Genomic DNA, 14,053 nt, shown 5'->3' with positions numbered 1-14,053 from the left:
GGAAAACCGTTCGGACGCTACGCGGCCAGCAGGCGTTCCAGGTCCTGCAGGGTGTTGGCCTCGTGCAGGGGCTTGTCCTGGCGGATCCGCAGCATCCGCGGGAAGCGCACGGCGATGCCGCTCTTGTGCCGGCCGCTGCGGTTGATGCCCTCGAAGCCCAGCTCGAACACCAGCATGGGCTTCATGCTGCGCACCGGCCCGAACTTCTCGATGGTGTGCCGGCGGATCAGGCCGTCCACCATGCGGAATTCCTCGTCGGTCAGCCCGGAATAGGCCTTGGCGAAAGGCACCAGCTGCAGGGCGTCGGGCCGGGGCGGCTCCTTGCGGACGATGGCCTCCACCACGGCCTGGGCCTCCTCCTTGTCCACCGGCGGCCGGTTCCAGACCGCGAAGGTGTAGTCGGTGTAGACCGAGGAGCGGCGCCCGTGCCCTGCCTGGGCATAGACCAGGACGCAGTCGATCGTCATCGGATCGATCTTCCACTTCCACCACAGGCCTTCGGCCTTGGTGCGGCCGGTGCCGTAGGCCGCGTCGAGCCGCTTGAGCATGAAGCCTTCCACGCCGCGTTCGCGGGACTGCGCGCGTTTTTCCGCGAAGGCCAGCCAGGACGTGGCGGTCTCCACCGGCGACAGCTTGAAGCCGGTGCCCGCCAGCAGCGCCTCCAGGCGCGCGCGGCGCTCGCGCTGCGTGAGGCCGCGCAGGTCGGCACCGTCCTGCTCCAGCAGGTCGTAGGCCATGAAGCTCACCGGCGCCTCGGCCAGCACCTTCTTCGTCAGGTTCTTGCGGCCGATGCGCTGCTGCAGCAGGGCGAAGGGCGCGGGCCGGCCGAGGATCTCGCCGGTCTCGGGATCGGGCTCCTCCTTCCACACCAGGATCTCGCCATCGAGCACGGTGCCGTCCGGCAGCGGCTGCGCCAGCGCCTCGATCTCCGGGAAGCGCTCGGTCACCAGCTCCTCGCCGCGCGACCAGATCCAGACCTTGCCGCCGCGCTGGATCACCTGCCCGCGGATGCCGTCGTACTTCCACTCCACCATCCAGTCGCCCACCGGTCCCAGGCGCGCGGCGAACAGCTCCGGGGGCAGGTCCAGCTGGTGCGCGAGGAAGAAGGGATAGGGCTGGCCCTCGTCGCGCTGCTCCGGCACGCCTTCGTGCGCCTGGGCGATCAGCGCCTCGTAGCGTTCGGGCGAAGGCACGGTCTTGCCGTCGGTGTAGCCCATCATGCGCTGCGCGACGCGCTTGGCGTCGATGCCGGCATGCGTGGCCAGCGCGCGCTGCACCAGCAGCTTGCTCACGCCGACGCGAAAGCCGCCGCCCACCAGCTTGGTGAGCAGGAAGCGGCCGAGCGCGTCCAGTTCCTGCCAGTACCGCGCGACGCGTTGCGCGACCTCCTCGTCGGGCAGGCCGCGCAGGGGCAGCAGCCGGTCTTCCACCCATTCCGCCAGGCCGAGGTCGGAAGCTTCGTCGCCCCGCGGCAGCACGAGCGAAATCGTCTCCGCGAGGTCGCCCACCGACTGGTAGCACTCGTCGAACAGCCAGGGCTCGATCTGCGCGATGCGGCAGGCCAGGCTCACCAGCGAGGCCGTCTTCACCACCTGCCGCGGCTTGCCGCCGGCCAGGAAGTACACCGCCCAGGCCGCATCGCGCGGCGGCGCTTCGTTGAAGTAGCGCGTGAGCGCCTCGACCTTCTCGTTGGTCGAGGTGGTCGCGTCGAGCTCGCTGAACAGCCGGGAGAAGCGGTGCATGTCAGCCTGCGGCTTCCGGCGGCGGCTGCAGGTCGGCCTCCACCACGTCGTCGCCGTATTCGGTCTGGAAAGCCTCCGCGCGCAGTCCGTGTTCCTGCAGGTGGCGCACCATGGCCGCCGAACTGCCGTGCGTGACGATCACCCGCTGCGCGCCGGTGGCCGCGATGGCGTCCAGCAGGCCGGGCCAGTCGGCGTGGTCGGACAGAACGAAGCCGCGGTCGTAGCCGCCGCGGCGGCGGTTGCCGCGCACCTGCATCCAGCCGCTGGCGAAGGCGGTCTGGGCATCGCCGAAGCGGCGCAGCCAGGGACTGGCCGCGGCACTGGGCGGGCAGACCACCAGGCAGCGGCGCAGGTCCGCCTTGTCCGTCACTTCCGTCACCAAGCGGGTGTCGGGCAGCGCCACGCCGGCGGCAAGGTAGGCCTCGTTCAGGGGCTTCACCGCGCCGTGCACGACGATCGGGCCGATCGAGGGATCGACGCCATTGAGCACGCGCTGCGCCTTGCCGAAGCTGTAGCAGCACAGCACGCTGGCGCGCGCGTGCGTCGCGTTGCGCGCCCACCAGGCGTTGATGTCGGCGAACAGTTCCTCGTCCGGGCACCAGCGGTAGATCGGCAGCCCGAAGGTGGACTCGGTGATGAAGACGTCGCAGCGCACCGGCTCGAAGGGCGCGCAGGTCGGGTCGGGCGCGACCTTGTAGTCGCCGCTGGCCACCCAGACCTGGCCGCGGTGTTCCAGCCGCACCTGCGCCGAGCCGAGCACGTGGCCCGCCGGATGCAGCGACAGCGTGACACCGTGGTGCTGCACGCGTTCGCCATACCGCAGCAGCTGCAGGTCTATGTCGCCCAGCCGGGTGCGCAGCACGCCCTCGGCCGGTGCCGCCGCCAGGTAGTGGCCATTGCCATGGCGCGCGTGGTCCGAATGGGCGTGGGTGATCACCGCGCGCGGCACCGGGCGCCAAGGGTCGATGTAGAAATTGCCCGGCGGGCAGTACAGCCCTTCCGGCCGCTGCACGATCAGGTCGCTCACAGGTACTTCTTGCCCTGGATGATCAGCAGCAGGCGCATCACCACCAGCGCCAGCCGCTCCAGCACCCGCTGCCGCGGCGACCGGCTGTCGTAGGCGGCGGGGTCCATGGGCTTGCCTTCGTGCACCATCGCATGCAGCAGCCGCTCGCGCAGCCGCCGCGCGAAGCGCTGGTCGTCGACAACCACGTTGGCCTCGCGCGCCAGCAGCAGGCTGAGCGGGTCGAGGTTGGAGGAGCCGATGGTCGACCAGTGGCCGTCGATCACCGCCACCTTGGCATGCAGGAAGCTGGGCGCGTACTCGTGGATGTGGGCGCCCGCGCGCAGCAAGGCGCCGAACACCGGGCGCGCCGCGTAGTACTGCATGAAGTACTCGTAGCGCCCTTGCAGCAGCAGGTGGACCTGCACGCCGCGCCTGGCGGCGTTGATCAGCGCGCGCCGCATCCGCCCGCCCGGGACGAAGTAGGCGTTGGCGATGATGATCTCCTCGCGCGCGCGGCCGATCGCGCGCAGGTAGGAGCGCTCGATCACCGCGCGATTGCGCAGGTTGTCGCGCAGCAGCAGCGCCGCGCGCACGTTGCTGTCGCCCTGCCGCGGGGGTGGCGGCACGGGCGCCCCGGCGTGGCTGCGGCCGGCGCGCCAGCGCTCCAGGGCCCCGCTCCAGTGCGCGCGCCTGAGCTGCCCCACCGCCTCGATGCGGTTCCACTGCCGCCGCATGGTGTCGAGCATCTCCTGCACCAGCGGCCCCTCGACCCGGATGGAGAAATCCAGCCGCGGGGACTCCAGCGTTCCATGGTTCGGGTCGTGGAAGTCGTCCAGGATGTTGATGCCGCCGCAGAATCCGACGGTGCCGTCCACCACGCACAGCTTGCGGTGCAGCCTGCGCCATTGGCCGGGCCAGAGCAGGCCGAAGGCGCCGGTGCGCGAGTACAGCGCCCACTGCACGCGCGACTCGTCGAAGCGCATCTGCCAGAAGGGCGGCAGCTCCGGCGTGCCGAAGCCGTCGATGACCACCCGCACCAGCACGCCGCGGCGCCCCGCGCGCTCCAGCGCATAGGCCACCTCGGCGCCGCTGCCGGTGAAGTCGAAGATGTAGGTCTCGAGCAGGACTTCCCGGTGCGCCCCGTCGATCGCGGCGACCAGCGCGGGAAAGAACGCACGGCTGCCCTCCAGCAACTGCAGGTGGTGACCGGCGCGCAGGGGCGGGACCGCGTGCGGCATCTGCTGCGCTACACCTTGAACTCCGCGATCAGCGGCAGGTGGTCGGACATGCGCCACCAGATGCGGCCGCGCGGGATCTCCATGCCCGAGGGTTTCAGGCCCCGGGCATAGACGTAATCGAGCTGCGTGAGCGGCAGGCGCGAGGGATAGGTCACCACGCGTTCGCCGATGAAGTCCTCGAAGCCCAGCTTGTTCATCACCGGCCGCAGCTTGGCGCCCCAGTCGTTGAAGTCGCCCGCCACCACCACGGGCGCCTTGCGCGGGATCTCGCGCTCGATGAAGCGCCCGAGCTGCTCGATCTGGCGCACGCGGCTGGAGGCGATCAGCCCCAGGTGCACCACGATCACGTGCACCTGCCGCCGGCCGACCTCGACCAGCACGTGCAGCAGGCCACGCTGCTCGAAGCGGTGGTCCGACATGTCCTCGTGGCCCTGCGACACCACGGGCCAGCGGGACAGCAGCGCGTTGCCGTGCTCGCCGTGCTTCGTCTTCGCATTGGTCTGGTACACGGCGTAGTAGCCCTCGGGGCAGAGGAACTCCGCCTGCGGAAGCTCCGGCCACCGCGTGAAGAAGCGTTCCTCGCGGCGGTGCAGCTTGCGCACTTCCTGCAGGCAGACGATGTCCGCGTCCAGCTGCTCCACGGCATGGCCGATGTTGTGGATCTCCAGCCGCCGGACCGGGCCCAGGCCCTGCACGCCCTTGTGGATGTTGTAGGTCGCGATGCGCAAGACGCTCATTGCATGAATTCTGGCAGCATCAGGATGGCTTCCGCGTTGGAAGGCGAGAAGCAGGTGTCGGCCGCCTTGCGCCAGGGCAACCATTGGTAAGCCGTGTGCTCGCGCGGGTTCAAGGTGACCGGCGTGCCTTCCGGCACGCACAGGCCGAACACGTGCTCGCGGTTGCGCGTGACGCCCGGCGCGTAGCGGTGCAGGTAGCGCGGGTAGATGTCGTAGACGTTTTCCAGGTTCCAGTCGCTGAGCCTGCCGATGGCGCAGGGAATGCCCGTCTCCTCCATCACCTCGCGCTGGGCCGTCTCCTGGAAGCTCTCGTCCTCGCTGTCCTTGGATCCCGTGACCGACTGCCAGGTGCCCGGCGCGTCCGCGCGGTTGATCAGCAGCACGTCCAGGGCGGGCGTGTGGATCACGACGAGGACGGACAGAGGGAGCTTGAAGGGCCTGGACATGCAGAAAAAAGGCACCCGGAGGTGCCTTCATTCTGACTCAGGCCGCCGCCGGATTGCGCAGCCGGATGTGCAGCTCCCGCAACTGCTTCTCGTCCACCGGCCCCGGTGCCTGGGTCAGCAGGTCCTGGGCGCGCTGGGTCTTGGGGAAGGCGATCACGTCGCGCAGGGACTCGGCGCCCGTCATCAGCATGACGAAGCGGTCCAGGCCGATCGCGATGCCGCCGTGCGGGGGCGCGCCGTATTGCAGCGCGTCCAGCAGGAAGCCGAACTTCGCCTTGGCCTCTTCCTCGCCGATCTTCAGGGCACGGAACACCTTGCTCTGCACTTCCTCGCGGTGGATACGCACCGAGCCGCCGCCCAGTTCGATGCCGTTCAGGACCGCGTCGTAGGCCTTGGCCAGGCAGCGGCCGGGATCGGTCTCCAGCCAGTCCTCGTGGCCGTCCTTGGGCGAGGTGAAGGGATGGTGCACCGCATTCCAGCGCTGCGCGTCCTCGTCGAACTCGAACATCGGGAAGTCCACCACCCACAGCGGCTTCCACTGGCCCGACAGCAGGCCGCGGGCCTTGCCGAATTCGGAGTGGCCCACCTTCACGCGCAGGGCGCCGATGGAGTCGTTGACCACCTTGGCCTTGTCGGCGCCGAAGAAGACGAGGTCCCCGTTCTGCGCGCCGGTGCGCTTGAGGATCTCGGCGATCGCGCGGTCGTGCAGGTTCTTGACGATCGGCGACTGCAGGCCGTCGCGGCCTGCGGCGACGTCATTGACCTTCACCCAGGCCAGGCCCTTGGCGCCGTAGATCTTGACGAACTCGGTGTAGCCGTCGATCTCGCCGCGGCTCATCTCGCTGCCGCCCGGCACGCGCAGGCCCACCACGCGGCCGTCCTCGGCGTTGGCCGGGCCGGAGAAGACCTTGAAGTCCACGTCCTTCATCACGTCGGTGAGCTCGGTGAACTCCAGCTGCACGCGCAGGTCCGGCTTGTCGGAGCCGTACAGGCGCATCGCGTCCACGTGCTTCATCACCGGGAAGGGCGGCAGGTCCACGTTGATCACGTTCTTGAACGTGCTGCGGATCATGCCCTCGAACATGGTGCGGATCTCCTCCTCGGTCAGGAAGGAGGTCTCCACGTCGATCTGCGTGAACTCGGGCTGGCGGTCGGCGCGCAGGTCCTCGTCGCGGAAGCACTTGGTGATCTGGTAGTAGCGGTCGAAGCCGGACACCATCAGCAGCTGCTTGAACAGCTGGGGCGACTGCGGCAGCGCGAAGAACATGCCGTCGTGCACGCGCGAGGGAACCAGGTAGTCGCGCGCGCCTTCCGGCGTGCTCTTCGTCAGCATCGGCGTCTCGATGTCGATGAAGCCGTTGGCGTCCAGGAACTTGCGCACCTCCATCGTCACCTTGTAACGCAGCATCAGGTTGTTCTGCATGTACGGGCGGCGCAGGTCCAGCACGCGGTGCATCAGGCGCGTGGTCTCCGACAGGTTGTCGTCGTCGAGCTGGAAGGGCGGCGTGACCGAGGGGTTCAGCACCACCAGCTCGTGGCACAGGACCTCGATCCTGCCGCTCTTGATGTTCTCGTTGACGGTGCCCTGCGGGCGCGCGCGCACGATGCCCTTGACCTGCACGCAGAACTCGTTGCGCAGGCCTTCGGCCGTCTTGAACATCTCGGCGCGGTCGGGGTCGCACACCACCTGAACGTAGCCTTCGCGGTCGCGCAGGTCCACGAAGATGACCCCGCCGTGGTCGCGGCGGCGGTTCACCCAGCCGCACAGGGTCACGGTCTGGCCCATCAGGGCTTCGGTCACCAGACCGCAATAGGTCGAACGCATTTGTTGCATGGAAATACCTTGGGGGAAACGCGCGCGCTCAGTCGCGCGCGATCGTCTTCTGGGGCGAAACGACGCCCATGGAGACGACGTACTTGAGCGCGTCGTCCACGCTCATCTTGAGTTCGATGCAGTCGCTCTTGCGCAGCATCACGAAATAGCCGCCCGTGGGGTTGGGCGTGGTCGGCACGTAGACGCTGAGGTACTCCTCGCCGCGCAGGTAGGTGGTGACGTCGCCGCCGGGCGTGCCCGTCACGAACGCGATGGTCCACACGTCCGGCCGCGGCCACTGCACCAGCACCGCGGTGCGGAAGGCGTTGCCGCTTTCGGAGAACAGCGTGTCGGAGACCTGCTTGACGCTGGAATAGATGGAGCGCACCACCGGGATGCGGGCCACCACGCGGTCGCCCAGGCCCATCAGCTTCTTGCCGATGAAGTTGCTGGCCGTGGCGCCCACGATCAGCAGGATGGCCAGCGTGAGCAGCACGCCGAAGCCGGGGATGTGGATGCCGAAGACCCGGTCGGGGTGCCAGGCTTCGGGCAGGATCAGCAGCGTCTGGTCGAGCGTCTCGATGATCCAGCGCAGCACGGCGACCGTGATGGCCACCGGCACGATGACGAGCAGCCCCGCCAGCAGCCATTTGCGCAGGGCGTGCATGCGGATCTCAGTGGCAGGCGCAGGACGCGCCGCAGCCGCCGGCCGACGCGCTGGGCGTGTCGGTCTTGGGGGCGGCCGGCGCATCGGCCTTGCCACCCTCGGCGGGCTTGTCCGCGGCCTTGTCGACGGCGGGAGCGGTGGCACTGCTGCCGCCGCGGAAATCGGTGGCGTACCAGCCCGAACCCTTGAGCTGGAAGCCGGCGGCCGTGATCTGCTTGGCGAACGCGGAAGCGCCGCACGACGGGCAGACCGTCAGCGGATCATCGGAAATCTTCTGCAGGACGTCCTTGGCATGGCCACAGGACCCGCATTTGTAGGCGTAGAGGGGCATGGCTGGTCAGGTCGTGGGATGCAAAGCCCTCAATTATAGGTGAGCCCCCGCATCTCAAGCCCGGCCGGGCTCGAGTGACCCAAGGGGGCTCATCCCCGCGCAGGCGGGCACCGAGGCCTACTGCGCCGGCATGCCGGCCACGTGGTGCACCGCCTCGTGGCGGTTGCGCAGCTTCTGCGGCGCCAGCGAGCCGACCACCATGCCCGCGAAGGCGGCGATCAGGCCGGCCAGCTGGCCCGGGAAGGCCTTGCTCAGCGCTTCCCCGCCCACCTGCGGGAAGAACAGGATCCAGACGGCGATGCCGGCAGCCACCGAGAAGACGGCGCCCTGGGTGGTCGCCCTCTTCCAGTACAGCCCCATCACCAGCGGGACGAAGGCGCCGACCAGGGTGACCTGGTAGGCCGTCGAGACCAGGTCGTAGATCGAGGTGCCCTTCATCGCGATCGCATAGGCCAGCACCAGGCCGGTGAAGGCGACGATGGTGGCGCGCATGGCGAACAGCTGCTGCCTGTCGGTCATGCGCGGGCGCAGGTTCTTGAGGATGTTCTCCACGAAGCTGGTCGAGGGCGCCAGCAGCGTCGCCGAGGACGTGCTCTTGATCGCCGACAGCAGCGCGCCGAAGAACAGGATCTGCATCACCAGCGGCATCTTGGTCAGCACGAAGGTGGGCAGCACCCGCTGGTAGTCGTTCTTGGCCAGTTCCAGTGCGCTGTCGCCCATCACCACCACCGCGCTGGCCACGATGAACATGGGCACGAAGGCGAACAGGATGTACGACACGCCGCCGATCACGGCGCCGTTGCGGGCGGTCTTTTCGTCCCTGGCGGACATGACCCGCTGGAACACGTCCTGCTGCGGGATGCTTCCCAGCATCATGGTCAGGCCGGCGCCGATGAAGAAGGCGATGTCGGTGAAGGACGGCGGCGGCAGGAAGGTCCACAGCTCCTTGGACGAGGCCATCGCCATCACCTTGTCGGCCCCGCCGGCCAGTTCCGCCGAGAACACCGCGATGACCGCCAGGCCCACCACCAGCACGATCATCTGGATGAAGTCGGTCCAGGCCACCGCCAGGAAGCCGCCGATCACCACGTACACCAGCACCGCCAGGGTGCCGACGATCATGCCCGTGGTCTCGGACATCGCGCCGTTGGTGAGCACGCTGAACACCAGGCCCAGCGCCGTGATCTGCGCCGCCACCCAGCCCAGGTAGCTCAGGATGATGGCCATCGAGCAGAACACCTCGATGCCGCGCCCGAAGCGCCGGCGGTAGAAGTCGCCGATGGTCAGCAGGTTCTGCCGGTACAGCTTGGTCGCGAAGAACAGGCCCACCAGGATCAGGCAGGTGCCGGCGCCGAAGGGGTCTTCCACGATCGCGTTCAGCCCACCCTGGACGAACTTGGCCGGGATACCCATGACGGTCTCGGCGCCGAACCAGGTGGCGAAAGTGGTGGTGATCACCATCACCAGCGGCAGCCTGCGCCCGGCGATGGCGAAGTCGGTGGTGTTGTGGATCCGGGTCCCGGCCCAGACACCGATGGCGAGCGTCCCGAGCAGGTACAGGACGACGAATGCGACGAGCGTGTAGTTCATGGCAGGCCCCCAACCCCTTCCTCGGGTTTTGCGCGCGGATTATGCAGGAGCGTGCCGGAACTCAGAAGAGGCGCACGCGCACCAGGACCTGCATCACGATCAGCCCCAATGCAAATCCGATGCCACCGTAGACCAGGCCCTGCAGCAGGCGGTTGGTGCGGCGCTGTTCCGCCATCAGGTCCACCATGTCGCGCCGCAGGCTGTCGTGCCGCTCGGTCAGGTAGGAGTGCAGCAGGCGGGGCAGCTCCGGCAGGATCTTGGCGTAGCGCGGCGCCTGGTCGCGCAGTTCCTGCACCAGCTTCTGCGGGCCGATCTGGTCCAGCATCCACTTTTCCAGGAACGGCTTGGCCGTCGCCCACAGGTCCAGCTCCGGGTCCAGCTGGCGCCCCAGGCCCTCGATGTTCAACAGCGTCTTCTGCAGCAGCACCAGCTGCGGCTGGATGTCCACGTTGAAGCGGCGCGACATCTGGAACAGGCGCATCAGCACCATGCCCAGGGAGATCTCGCGCAGCGGCCGGTCGAAGTAGGGCTCGCACACGGTGCGCACCGCGCCTTCCAGTTCGTCCACCCGCGTGCCGGGCGGCACCCAGCCGGACTCGATGTGCAGTTCGGCGACGCGCTTGTAGTCGCGCCGGAAGAAGGCGGCGAAGTTCTGCGCCAGGTAGTCCTTGTCGGACTCGGTGAGCGTGCCGATGATGCCGAAGTCCAGCGAGATGTAGCGGCCGAAGGTGCCCGGCGCCACGCTCACCTGGATGTTGCCCGGGTGCATGTCCGCGTGGAAGAAGCCGTCGCGGAACACCTGCGTGAAGAAGATCGTCACGCCGTCGCGCGCCAGCTGGCGCAGGTCCACGCCGGCCTCGCGCAGGCGTTCCACCTGGCTGATCGGCACCCCCGTCATGCGCTCCATGACGATCACTTCCGGATGCACGAAGTCCCAGTACATCTCCGGGATCAGCACCAGGTGCAGGTCCGCCATGTTGCGCCGCAGCTGGGCCGCGTTGGCCGCCTCGCGCACCAGGTCCAGCTCGTCGTGCAGGTACTTGTCGAATTCGGCGACCACTTCGCGCGGCTTCAGGCGGCGGGCGTCGTACGAGACGCCTTCCACCCAGCGGGCCATCATGCGCATCAGGTCCAGGTCCTTCTCGATCACCGGCAGCATGCCGGGGCGCAGGACCTTCACCGCGACTTCCTTCACCTCGCCGTTGCGCAGGCGCACGGTGGCGAAGTGCACCTGCGCGATCGAGGCGCTGGCCACGGGCTCGTGCTCGAAGGTCTCGAACACCGCCGCCAGCGGCCGCTTGAAGGCGCGCTCGATGGTCGCCACCGCCACCTCGGACGGGAACGGCGGCACGCGGTCCTGCAGCATCGCCAGCTCGTCGGCAATGTCCGGCGGCAGCAGGTCGCGCCGGGTGGACAGCACCTGGCCGAACTTGACGAAGATCGGCCCCAGCGCCTCCAGCGCCTGGCGCAGGCGCTGCCCGCGCGGCGCGTCCAGGTGGCGGCGCCGGCCGAAGGAGATGATCCGCGCGAGCCCCCGCAGCCGGAAGCCGGAGAGCGCCAGCTCGTCCAGCCCGTAGCGGAGGATCACCCAGAGGATGACGACGGCGCGCACGTAGCGCGTCACCCGCCGGCCTGACCGGGCATGGCGGGCGCCGCCGGCGCGGACGTGGGTGTCGGTGTCGCCACCGGGCCGCCCGGGGCGCGGCCGGCGAACTGCCGCAGGGCGTCCGCCATGCGCCGCATCACGCCGCCCATGGCATGCGCCGGCGCATCGCCGAACACGCGGGCCAGGTCTTCCTCGATGTCCCAGCGCACGTGGTCCACCAGCCATTGCACTTCGGCGGCCAGCTGCACATCGCCGGCGATGCGCACCGGCGGCTTCTCGCCGCGCAGCGCCGCCTGGGCGAGCGAGAACGGGGAGGCCTCGGTGAGCGTGAGGGTCAGGTCCGGCAGCTGCGTCACCGGGCCCAGGTCCAGCAGGCCGGCAGGCGTGGCGACCAGCCGCACGCTGAACTGGCGCCAGTGCGCCTCCACCAGCCGCCCCGTCTGGCGCTTCAGGCGCGCCTGCGCTTCGGGCTCCTGCTGCAGCACGTGATTGAGCACCAGCACCAGGCGCTGCTGCATCTCGTGCACGAGCCAGGGCGGCGGCTGCAGGGCCTGCCCGACGCGGTCGAAGAGCTGGTCGAAAAAGGAAGCGGGGGATGACGGTGTGGTCATCCCCCGATTATTGATGATGCGAGGCGTGTTTCAGGCCGCGCCCGCGCTCATTGCAGCGCCTGGACCCCGGCCACGAGCCAGCCGGACTTGCCGTCCTTGGTCTTGACCATGTTCCAGACCTCGCGGAAGGGGCTGGGGCCGGCCGAGGGCTCCTCGCGGATCATCCCGGAGAACTCGACGCTGGCCATGTACTCGGTGGCCAGTTCCTCGATGCCCAGGAGCTGCGCCTCCAGCATCACGACCTCGGTCTTCTGGCCAGGCGACTGCGGCTCGCGCCCGGCCATCTGCCCGCGGATCTCCTCCAGCATCTCGTCGGTCATCATGCTGCGCAGGGTGCCCATGTCCGAGCGGTCCCAGGCGTCCTGCAGGGTCACGAAGTTGCGCTTGGCCGCAGCCAGGAAGCCGTCGGTGTCGAAGCCGGGGGCACGCCCCAGGTCTGTGAGCCTTCCAGCGCGCCGCGCGGCTGGCCGGCGCCCAGGGCGGAGCCGATGCGCACGCCGCCGGAGTCTGTCGCGCGGCGCGGTGCCGCCGAAGCCGGAGGTCGGGTCCTCCCAGGGGCGGGCGGAAGCGTCGTTGCCCACCTTGGCCGGGTTGTACTGGCGCGGCGACACCGGGGCGTCGGCCGTGGCGCCGGCGCCCTGGTAGGCATAGCCGCCGGTGCGCTGCATGCCGGCCGCTGCCTGGCGGCGACGCATGATCATGCCGATCACCGCCATCACCACGACGGCCAGCAGGGCGAACATCAGGATGTTGGCGAAGGCTTCGCCGAAACCCAGGGTGTGCGCCAGCCAGGCCAGGCCGAGGCCGGCCGCGAGGCCCGCCAGCATGCCGCCGAAGCCGCGACGGGCCGGCTGCGCCGCCGTCGGGGCGGCGGCGGGGCTGGCGTTGCGCTGCGCCTGCGTCGCGGTCGGCGAGGTGGGCGTGTTGGCCGGCGGGGTCGCCTGGCGCTGGGTCACGTTGGGGGACTGGCGGCCGACGGAGCCTCCGCCGCCCAGGCGGCGGGCAGCTTCCGCATCGAGGGCGCCGATGGCCAGCACGCCGGCGAGTAGTACGGTCCAGAGTTTCATCGAAGTCTCCTATGCCGCCCCAGATGCGGGCTCAGCACTTGATTGCAACATGCAGCGCGGCCACCCCGGCGGTCAGGTTGTGATAGTCCACATGCCCGAAACCGGTTTTCTTCATCATCGCCTTCAGTTCGTCCTGCCCCGGATGCATCCGGATCGACTCGGCGAGGTAGCGGTAGCTGGCCTCGTCACCGGCCACCAGGCGGCCGATCCGCGGCAGGATGTTGAAGGAGTACCAGTCATACGCCTTTTCCAGCGGTCGCGCCACCTTGGAAAACTCCAGCACCAGGAGCTTGCCGCCCGGTTTCAGCACCCGGTGCATCTCGGCCAGCGCCTTGTCCTTGTGCGTCATGTTGCGCAGGCCGAAGCCCACGCTGACGCGGTCGAAGCTCTCCGTCTCGAAGGGCAGTTTCTCCGCGTCGCACACCACGGTCGGCAGGACGAGGCCGGCATCGAGCAGGCGGTCGCGTCCGACGCGCAGCATGGCAGCGTTGATGTCGGTGTGCACCACCATGCCCTCGCCGCCCACCTTCCTGGCGAATGCCTGGGCCAGGTCGCCGGTGCCGCCGGCGATGTCCAGCACGCGTTGGCCGGGGCGCAGGTCCGCCACCAGCACGGTGTACGCCTTCCAGGCGCGGTGCAGGCCGAGCGACATCAGGTCGTTCATCAGGTCGTACTTGGGCGCGACCGAGTCGAACACGCCGCGCACGCGCCTGGCTTTCTCGCGCTCGTCGACGTTCTGGAAACCGAAATGAGTCTGGGTCATGGGATGCGGTGAGGGTTCAGTGGCCGCAGGAATGTCCGCCGTGGGCCGCCTTGCCGGCCATGGGGGCGTCGCGGTCAGCGCCGGCTTCCTGCAGCCGGCGCTCGTAGTCCTGCCACAGCTCGGCCTGCTGGGAGCCCAGGAAGTACAGGTAGTCCCAGGAGAAGATGCCGCTGTCGTGGCCGTCGGAAAACACCGGCTTGACCGCATAGTTGCCCACCGGCTCCAGCGTGACGACTTCGACATCGCGTTTGCCGGTTTGCAACACCTCCTGCCCCGGGCCGTGCCCCTGGACCTCGGCCGACGGCGAGAAGATCCGCATCAGCTCGAAGGGGATGCGGAACACCGAACCGTCGGCAAAGCCGACCTCCAGCACGCGCGAGGCGCCATGCAGGGTGATCGATTCGGGAGAAGGGGTGTCGCTGCGCAGTCCGGCCAT

General features: G+C 69.0%; 14 protein-coding genes. All 14 read right to left on the bottom strand.

Annotation, left to right across the window (positions count from 1 at the left end; genetic code table 11):
- Positions 1-17: 17 nt before the first annotated feature.
- Positions 18-1,742, bottom strand: a complete 1,725-nt coding sequence (locus HK415_RS00140; protein ID WP_171556327.1) for an ATP-dependent DNA ligase — start codon at positions 1,740-1,742, stop codon at positions 18-20.
- Position 1,743: 1 nt separating this feature from the next.
- A complete protein-coding gene (locus tag HK415_RS00135; protein WP_171556326.1) occupies positions 1,744-2,769 on the bottom strand; it encodes a ligase-associated DNA damage response exonuclease in 1,026 nt (341 codons plus the stop codon).
- A complete protein-coding gene (gene clsB, locus HK415_RS00130) occupies positions 2,766-3,986 on the bottom strand; it encodes a cardiolipin synthase ClsB (protein WP_171556325.1) in 1,221 nt (406 codons plus the stop codon). Before clsB ends, HK415_RS00135 begins: the two co-directional genes overlap by 4 nt.
- 8 nt (positions 3,987-3,994) lie before the next feature.
- Entirely contained in the window at positions 3,995-4,723 is a 729-nt protein-coding gene (locus HK415_RS00125; protein ID WP_171556324.1) for an endonuclease/exonuclease/phosphatase family protein, read from the bottom strand.
- Positions 4,720-5,169: a dihydroneopterin triphosphate diphosphatase gene (gene nudB, locus HK415_RS00120; protein ID WP_171556323.1), complete on the bottom strand. Its 450-nt coding sequence runs from the start codon at positions 5,167-5,169 to the stop codon at positions 4,720-4,722. The genes HK415_RS00125 and nudB overlap by 4 nt, the downstream gene beginning before the upstream one ends.
- 37 nt (positions 5,170-5,206) lie before the next feature.
- Positions 5,207-6,994: an aspartate--tRNA ligase gene (gene aspS, locus HK415_RS00115; protein WP_171562994.1), complete on the bottom strand. Its 1,788-nt coding sequence runs from the start codon at positions 6,992-6,994 to the stop codon at positions 5,207-5,209.
- Positions 6,995-7,031: 37 nt separating this feature from the next.
- Complete coding sequence (locus HK415_RS00110; RefSeq protein WP_171556322.1) at positions 7,032-7,649, bottom strand: DUF502 domain-containing protein; 618 nt, start codon at positions 7,647-7,649, stop codon at positions 7,032-7,034.
- A gap of 7 nt (positions 7,650-7,656) precedes the next feature.
- The gene (locus HK415_RS00105) at positions 7,657-7,980 is read right to left on the bottom strand and encodes an FmdB family zinc ribbon protein (protein ID WP_171556321.1); all 324 of its coding nucleotides are present in this window, start codon (positions 7,978-7,980) and stop codon (positions 7,657-7,659) included.
- Between the two features lie 117 nt (positions 7,981-8,097).
- A complete protein-coding gene (locus HK415_RS00100) occupies positions 8,098-9,570 on the bottom strand; it encodes a high affinity choline transporter 1 (RefSeq protein WP_171556320.1) in 1,473 nt (490 codons plus the stop codon).
- A 61-nt stretch (positions 9,571-9,631) separates the two neighbouring features.
- On the bottom strand, positions 9,632-11,194 hold the full coding sequence (gene ubiB / locus HK415_RS00095; RefSeq protein WP_171556319.1) for a ubiquinone biosynthesis regulatory protein kinase UbiB: 1,563 nt from the start codon (positions 11,192-11,194) through the stop codon (positions 9,632-9,634).
- On the bottom strand, positions 11,191-11,787 hold the full coding sequence (locus tag HK415_RS00090; protein ID WP_171556318.1) for a ubiquinone biosynthesis accessory factor UbiJ: 597 nt from the start codon (positions 11,785-11,787) through the stop codon (positions 11,191-11,193). The genes ubiB and HK415_RS00090 overlap by 4 nt, the downstream gene beginning before the upstream one ends.
- A 47-nt stretch (positions 11,788-11,834) precedes the next feature.
- Positions 11,835-12,854, bottom strand: coding sequence for a Tim44 domain-containing protein (locus HK415_RS00085; protein WP_309246522.1), 1,020 nt, complete (start codon positions 12,852-12,854; stop codon positions 11,835-11,837).
- Positions 12,855-12,885: 31 nt separating this feature from the next.
- On the bottom strand, positions 12,886-13,617 hold the full coding sequence (gene ubiE, locus HK415_RS00080; protein WP_171556317.1) for a bifunctional demethylmenaquinone methyltransferase/2-methoxy-6-polyprenyl-1,4-benzoquinol methylase UbiE: 732 nt from the start codon (positions 13,615-13,617) through the stop codon (positions 12,886-12,888).
- A 16-nt stretch (positions 13,618-13,633) separates the two neighbouring features.
- Positions 13,634-14,053: a gamma-butyrobetaine hydroxylase family protein gene (locus HK415_RS00075; protein WP_171556316.1), complete on the bottom strand. Its 420-nt coding sequence runs from the start codon at positions 14,051-14,053 to the stop codon at positions 13,634-13,636.

This window comes from Ramlibacter montanisoli, from assembly GCF_013087525.1.
Classification (GTDB): Bacteria; Pseudomonadota; Gammaproteobacteria; order Burkholderiales; family Burkholderiaceae_C; genus Ramlibacter; species Ramlibacter montanisoli.
The sequence above is the reverse complement of the archived record's forward strand: the minus strand, read 5'-3'. Positions and strand labels throughout refer to the sequence as shown.

Bases quoted from the DNA above. Each gene is read 5' to 3' on its own strand.
- HK415_RS00140 (WP_171556327.1), bottom strand. From the start codon at position 1,742: ATGCACCGCTTCTCCCGGCTGTTCAGCGAGCTCGACGCGACCACCTCG.
- HK415_RS00075 (WP_171556316.1), bottom strand. From the start codon at position 14,053: ATGGCCGGACTGCGCAGCGACACCCCTTCTCCCGAATCGATCACCCTG.
- HK415_RS00090 (WP_171556318.1), bottom strand. From the start codon at position 11,787: ATGACCACACCGTCATCCCCCGCTTCCTTTTTCGACCAGCTCTTCGAC.
- HK415_RS00125 (WP_171556324.1), bottom strand. From the start codon at position 4,723: ATGAGCGTCTTGCGCATCGCGACCTACAACATCCACAAGGGCGTGCAG.
- HK415_RS00105 (WP_171556321.1), bottom strand. From the start codon at position 7,980: ATGCCCCTCTACGCCTACAAATGCGGGTCCTGTGGCCATGCCAAGGAC.
- ubiE (WP_171556317.1), bottom strand. From the start codon at position 13,617: ATGACCCAGACTCATTTCGGTTTCCAGAACGTCGACGAGCGCGAGAAA.
- clsB (WP_171556325.1), bottom strand. From the start codon at position 3,986: ATGCCGCACGCGGTCCCGCCCCTGCGCGCCGGTCACCACCTGCAGTTG.
- HK415_RS00085 (WP_309246522.1), bottom strand. From the start codon at position 12,854: ATGAAACTCTGGACCGTACTACTCGCCGGCGTGCTGGCCATCGGCGCC.
- HK415_RS00110 (WP_171556322.1), bottom strand. From the start codon at position 7,649: ATGCACGCCCTGCGCAAATGGCTGCTGGCGGGGCTGCTCGTCATCGTG.
- HK415_RS00100 (WP_171556320.1), bottom strand. From the start codon at position 9,570: ATGAACTACACGCTCGTCGCATTCGTCGTCCTGTACCTGCTCGGGACG.
- aspS (WP_171562994.1), bottom strand. From the start codon at position 6,994: ATGCGTTCGACCTATTGCGGTCTGGTGACCGAAGCCCTGATGGGCCAG.
- nudB (WP_171556323.1), bottom strand. From the start codon at position 5,169: ATGTCCAGGCCCTTCAAGCTCCCTCTGTCCGTCCTCGTCGTGATCCAC.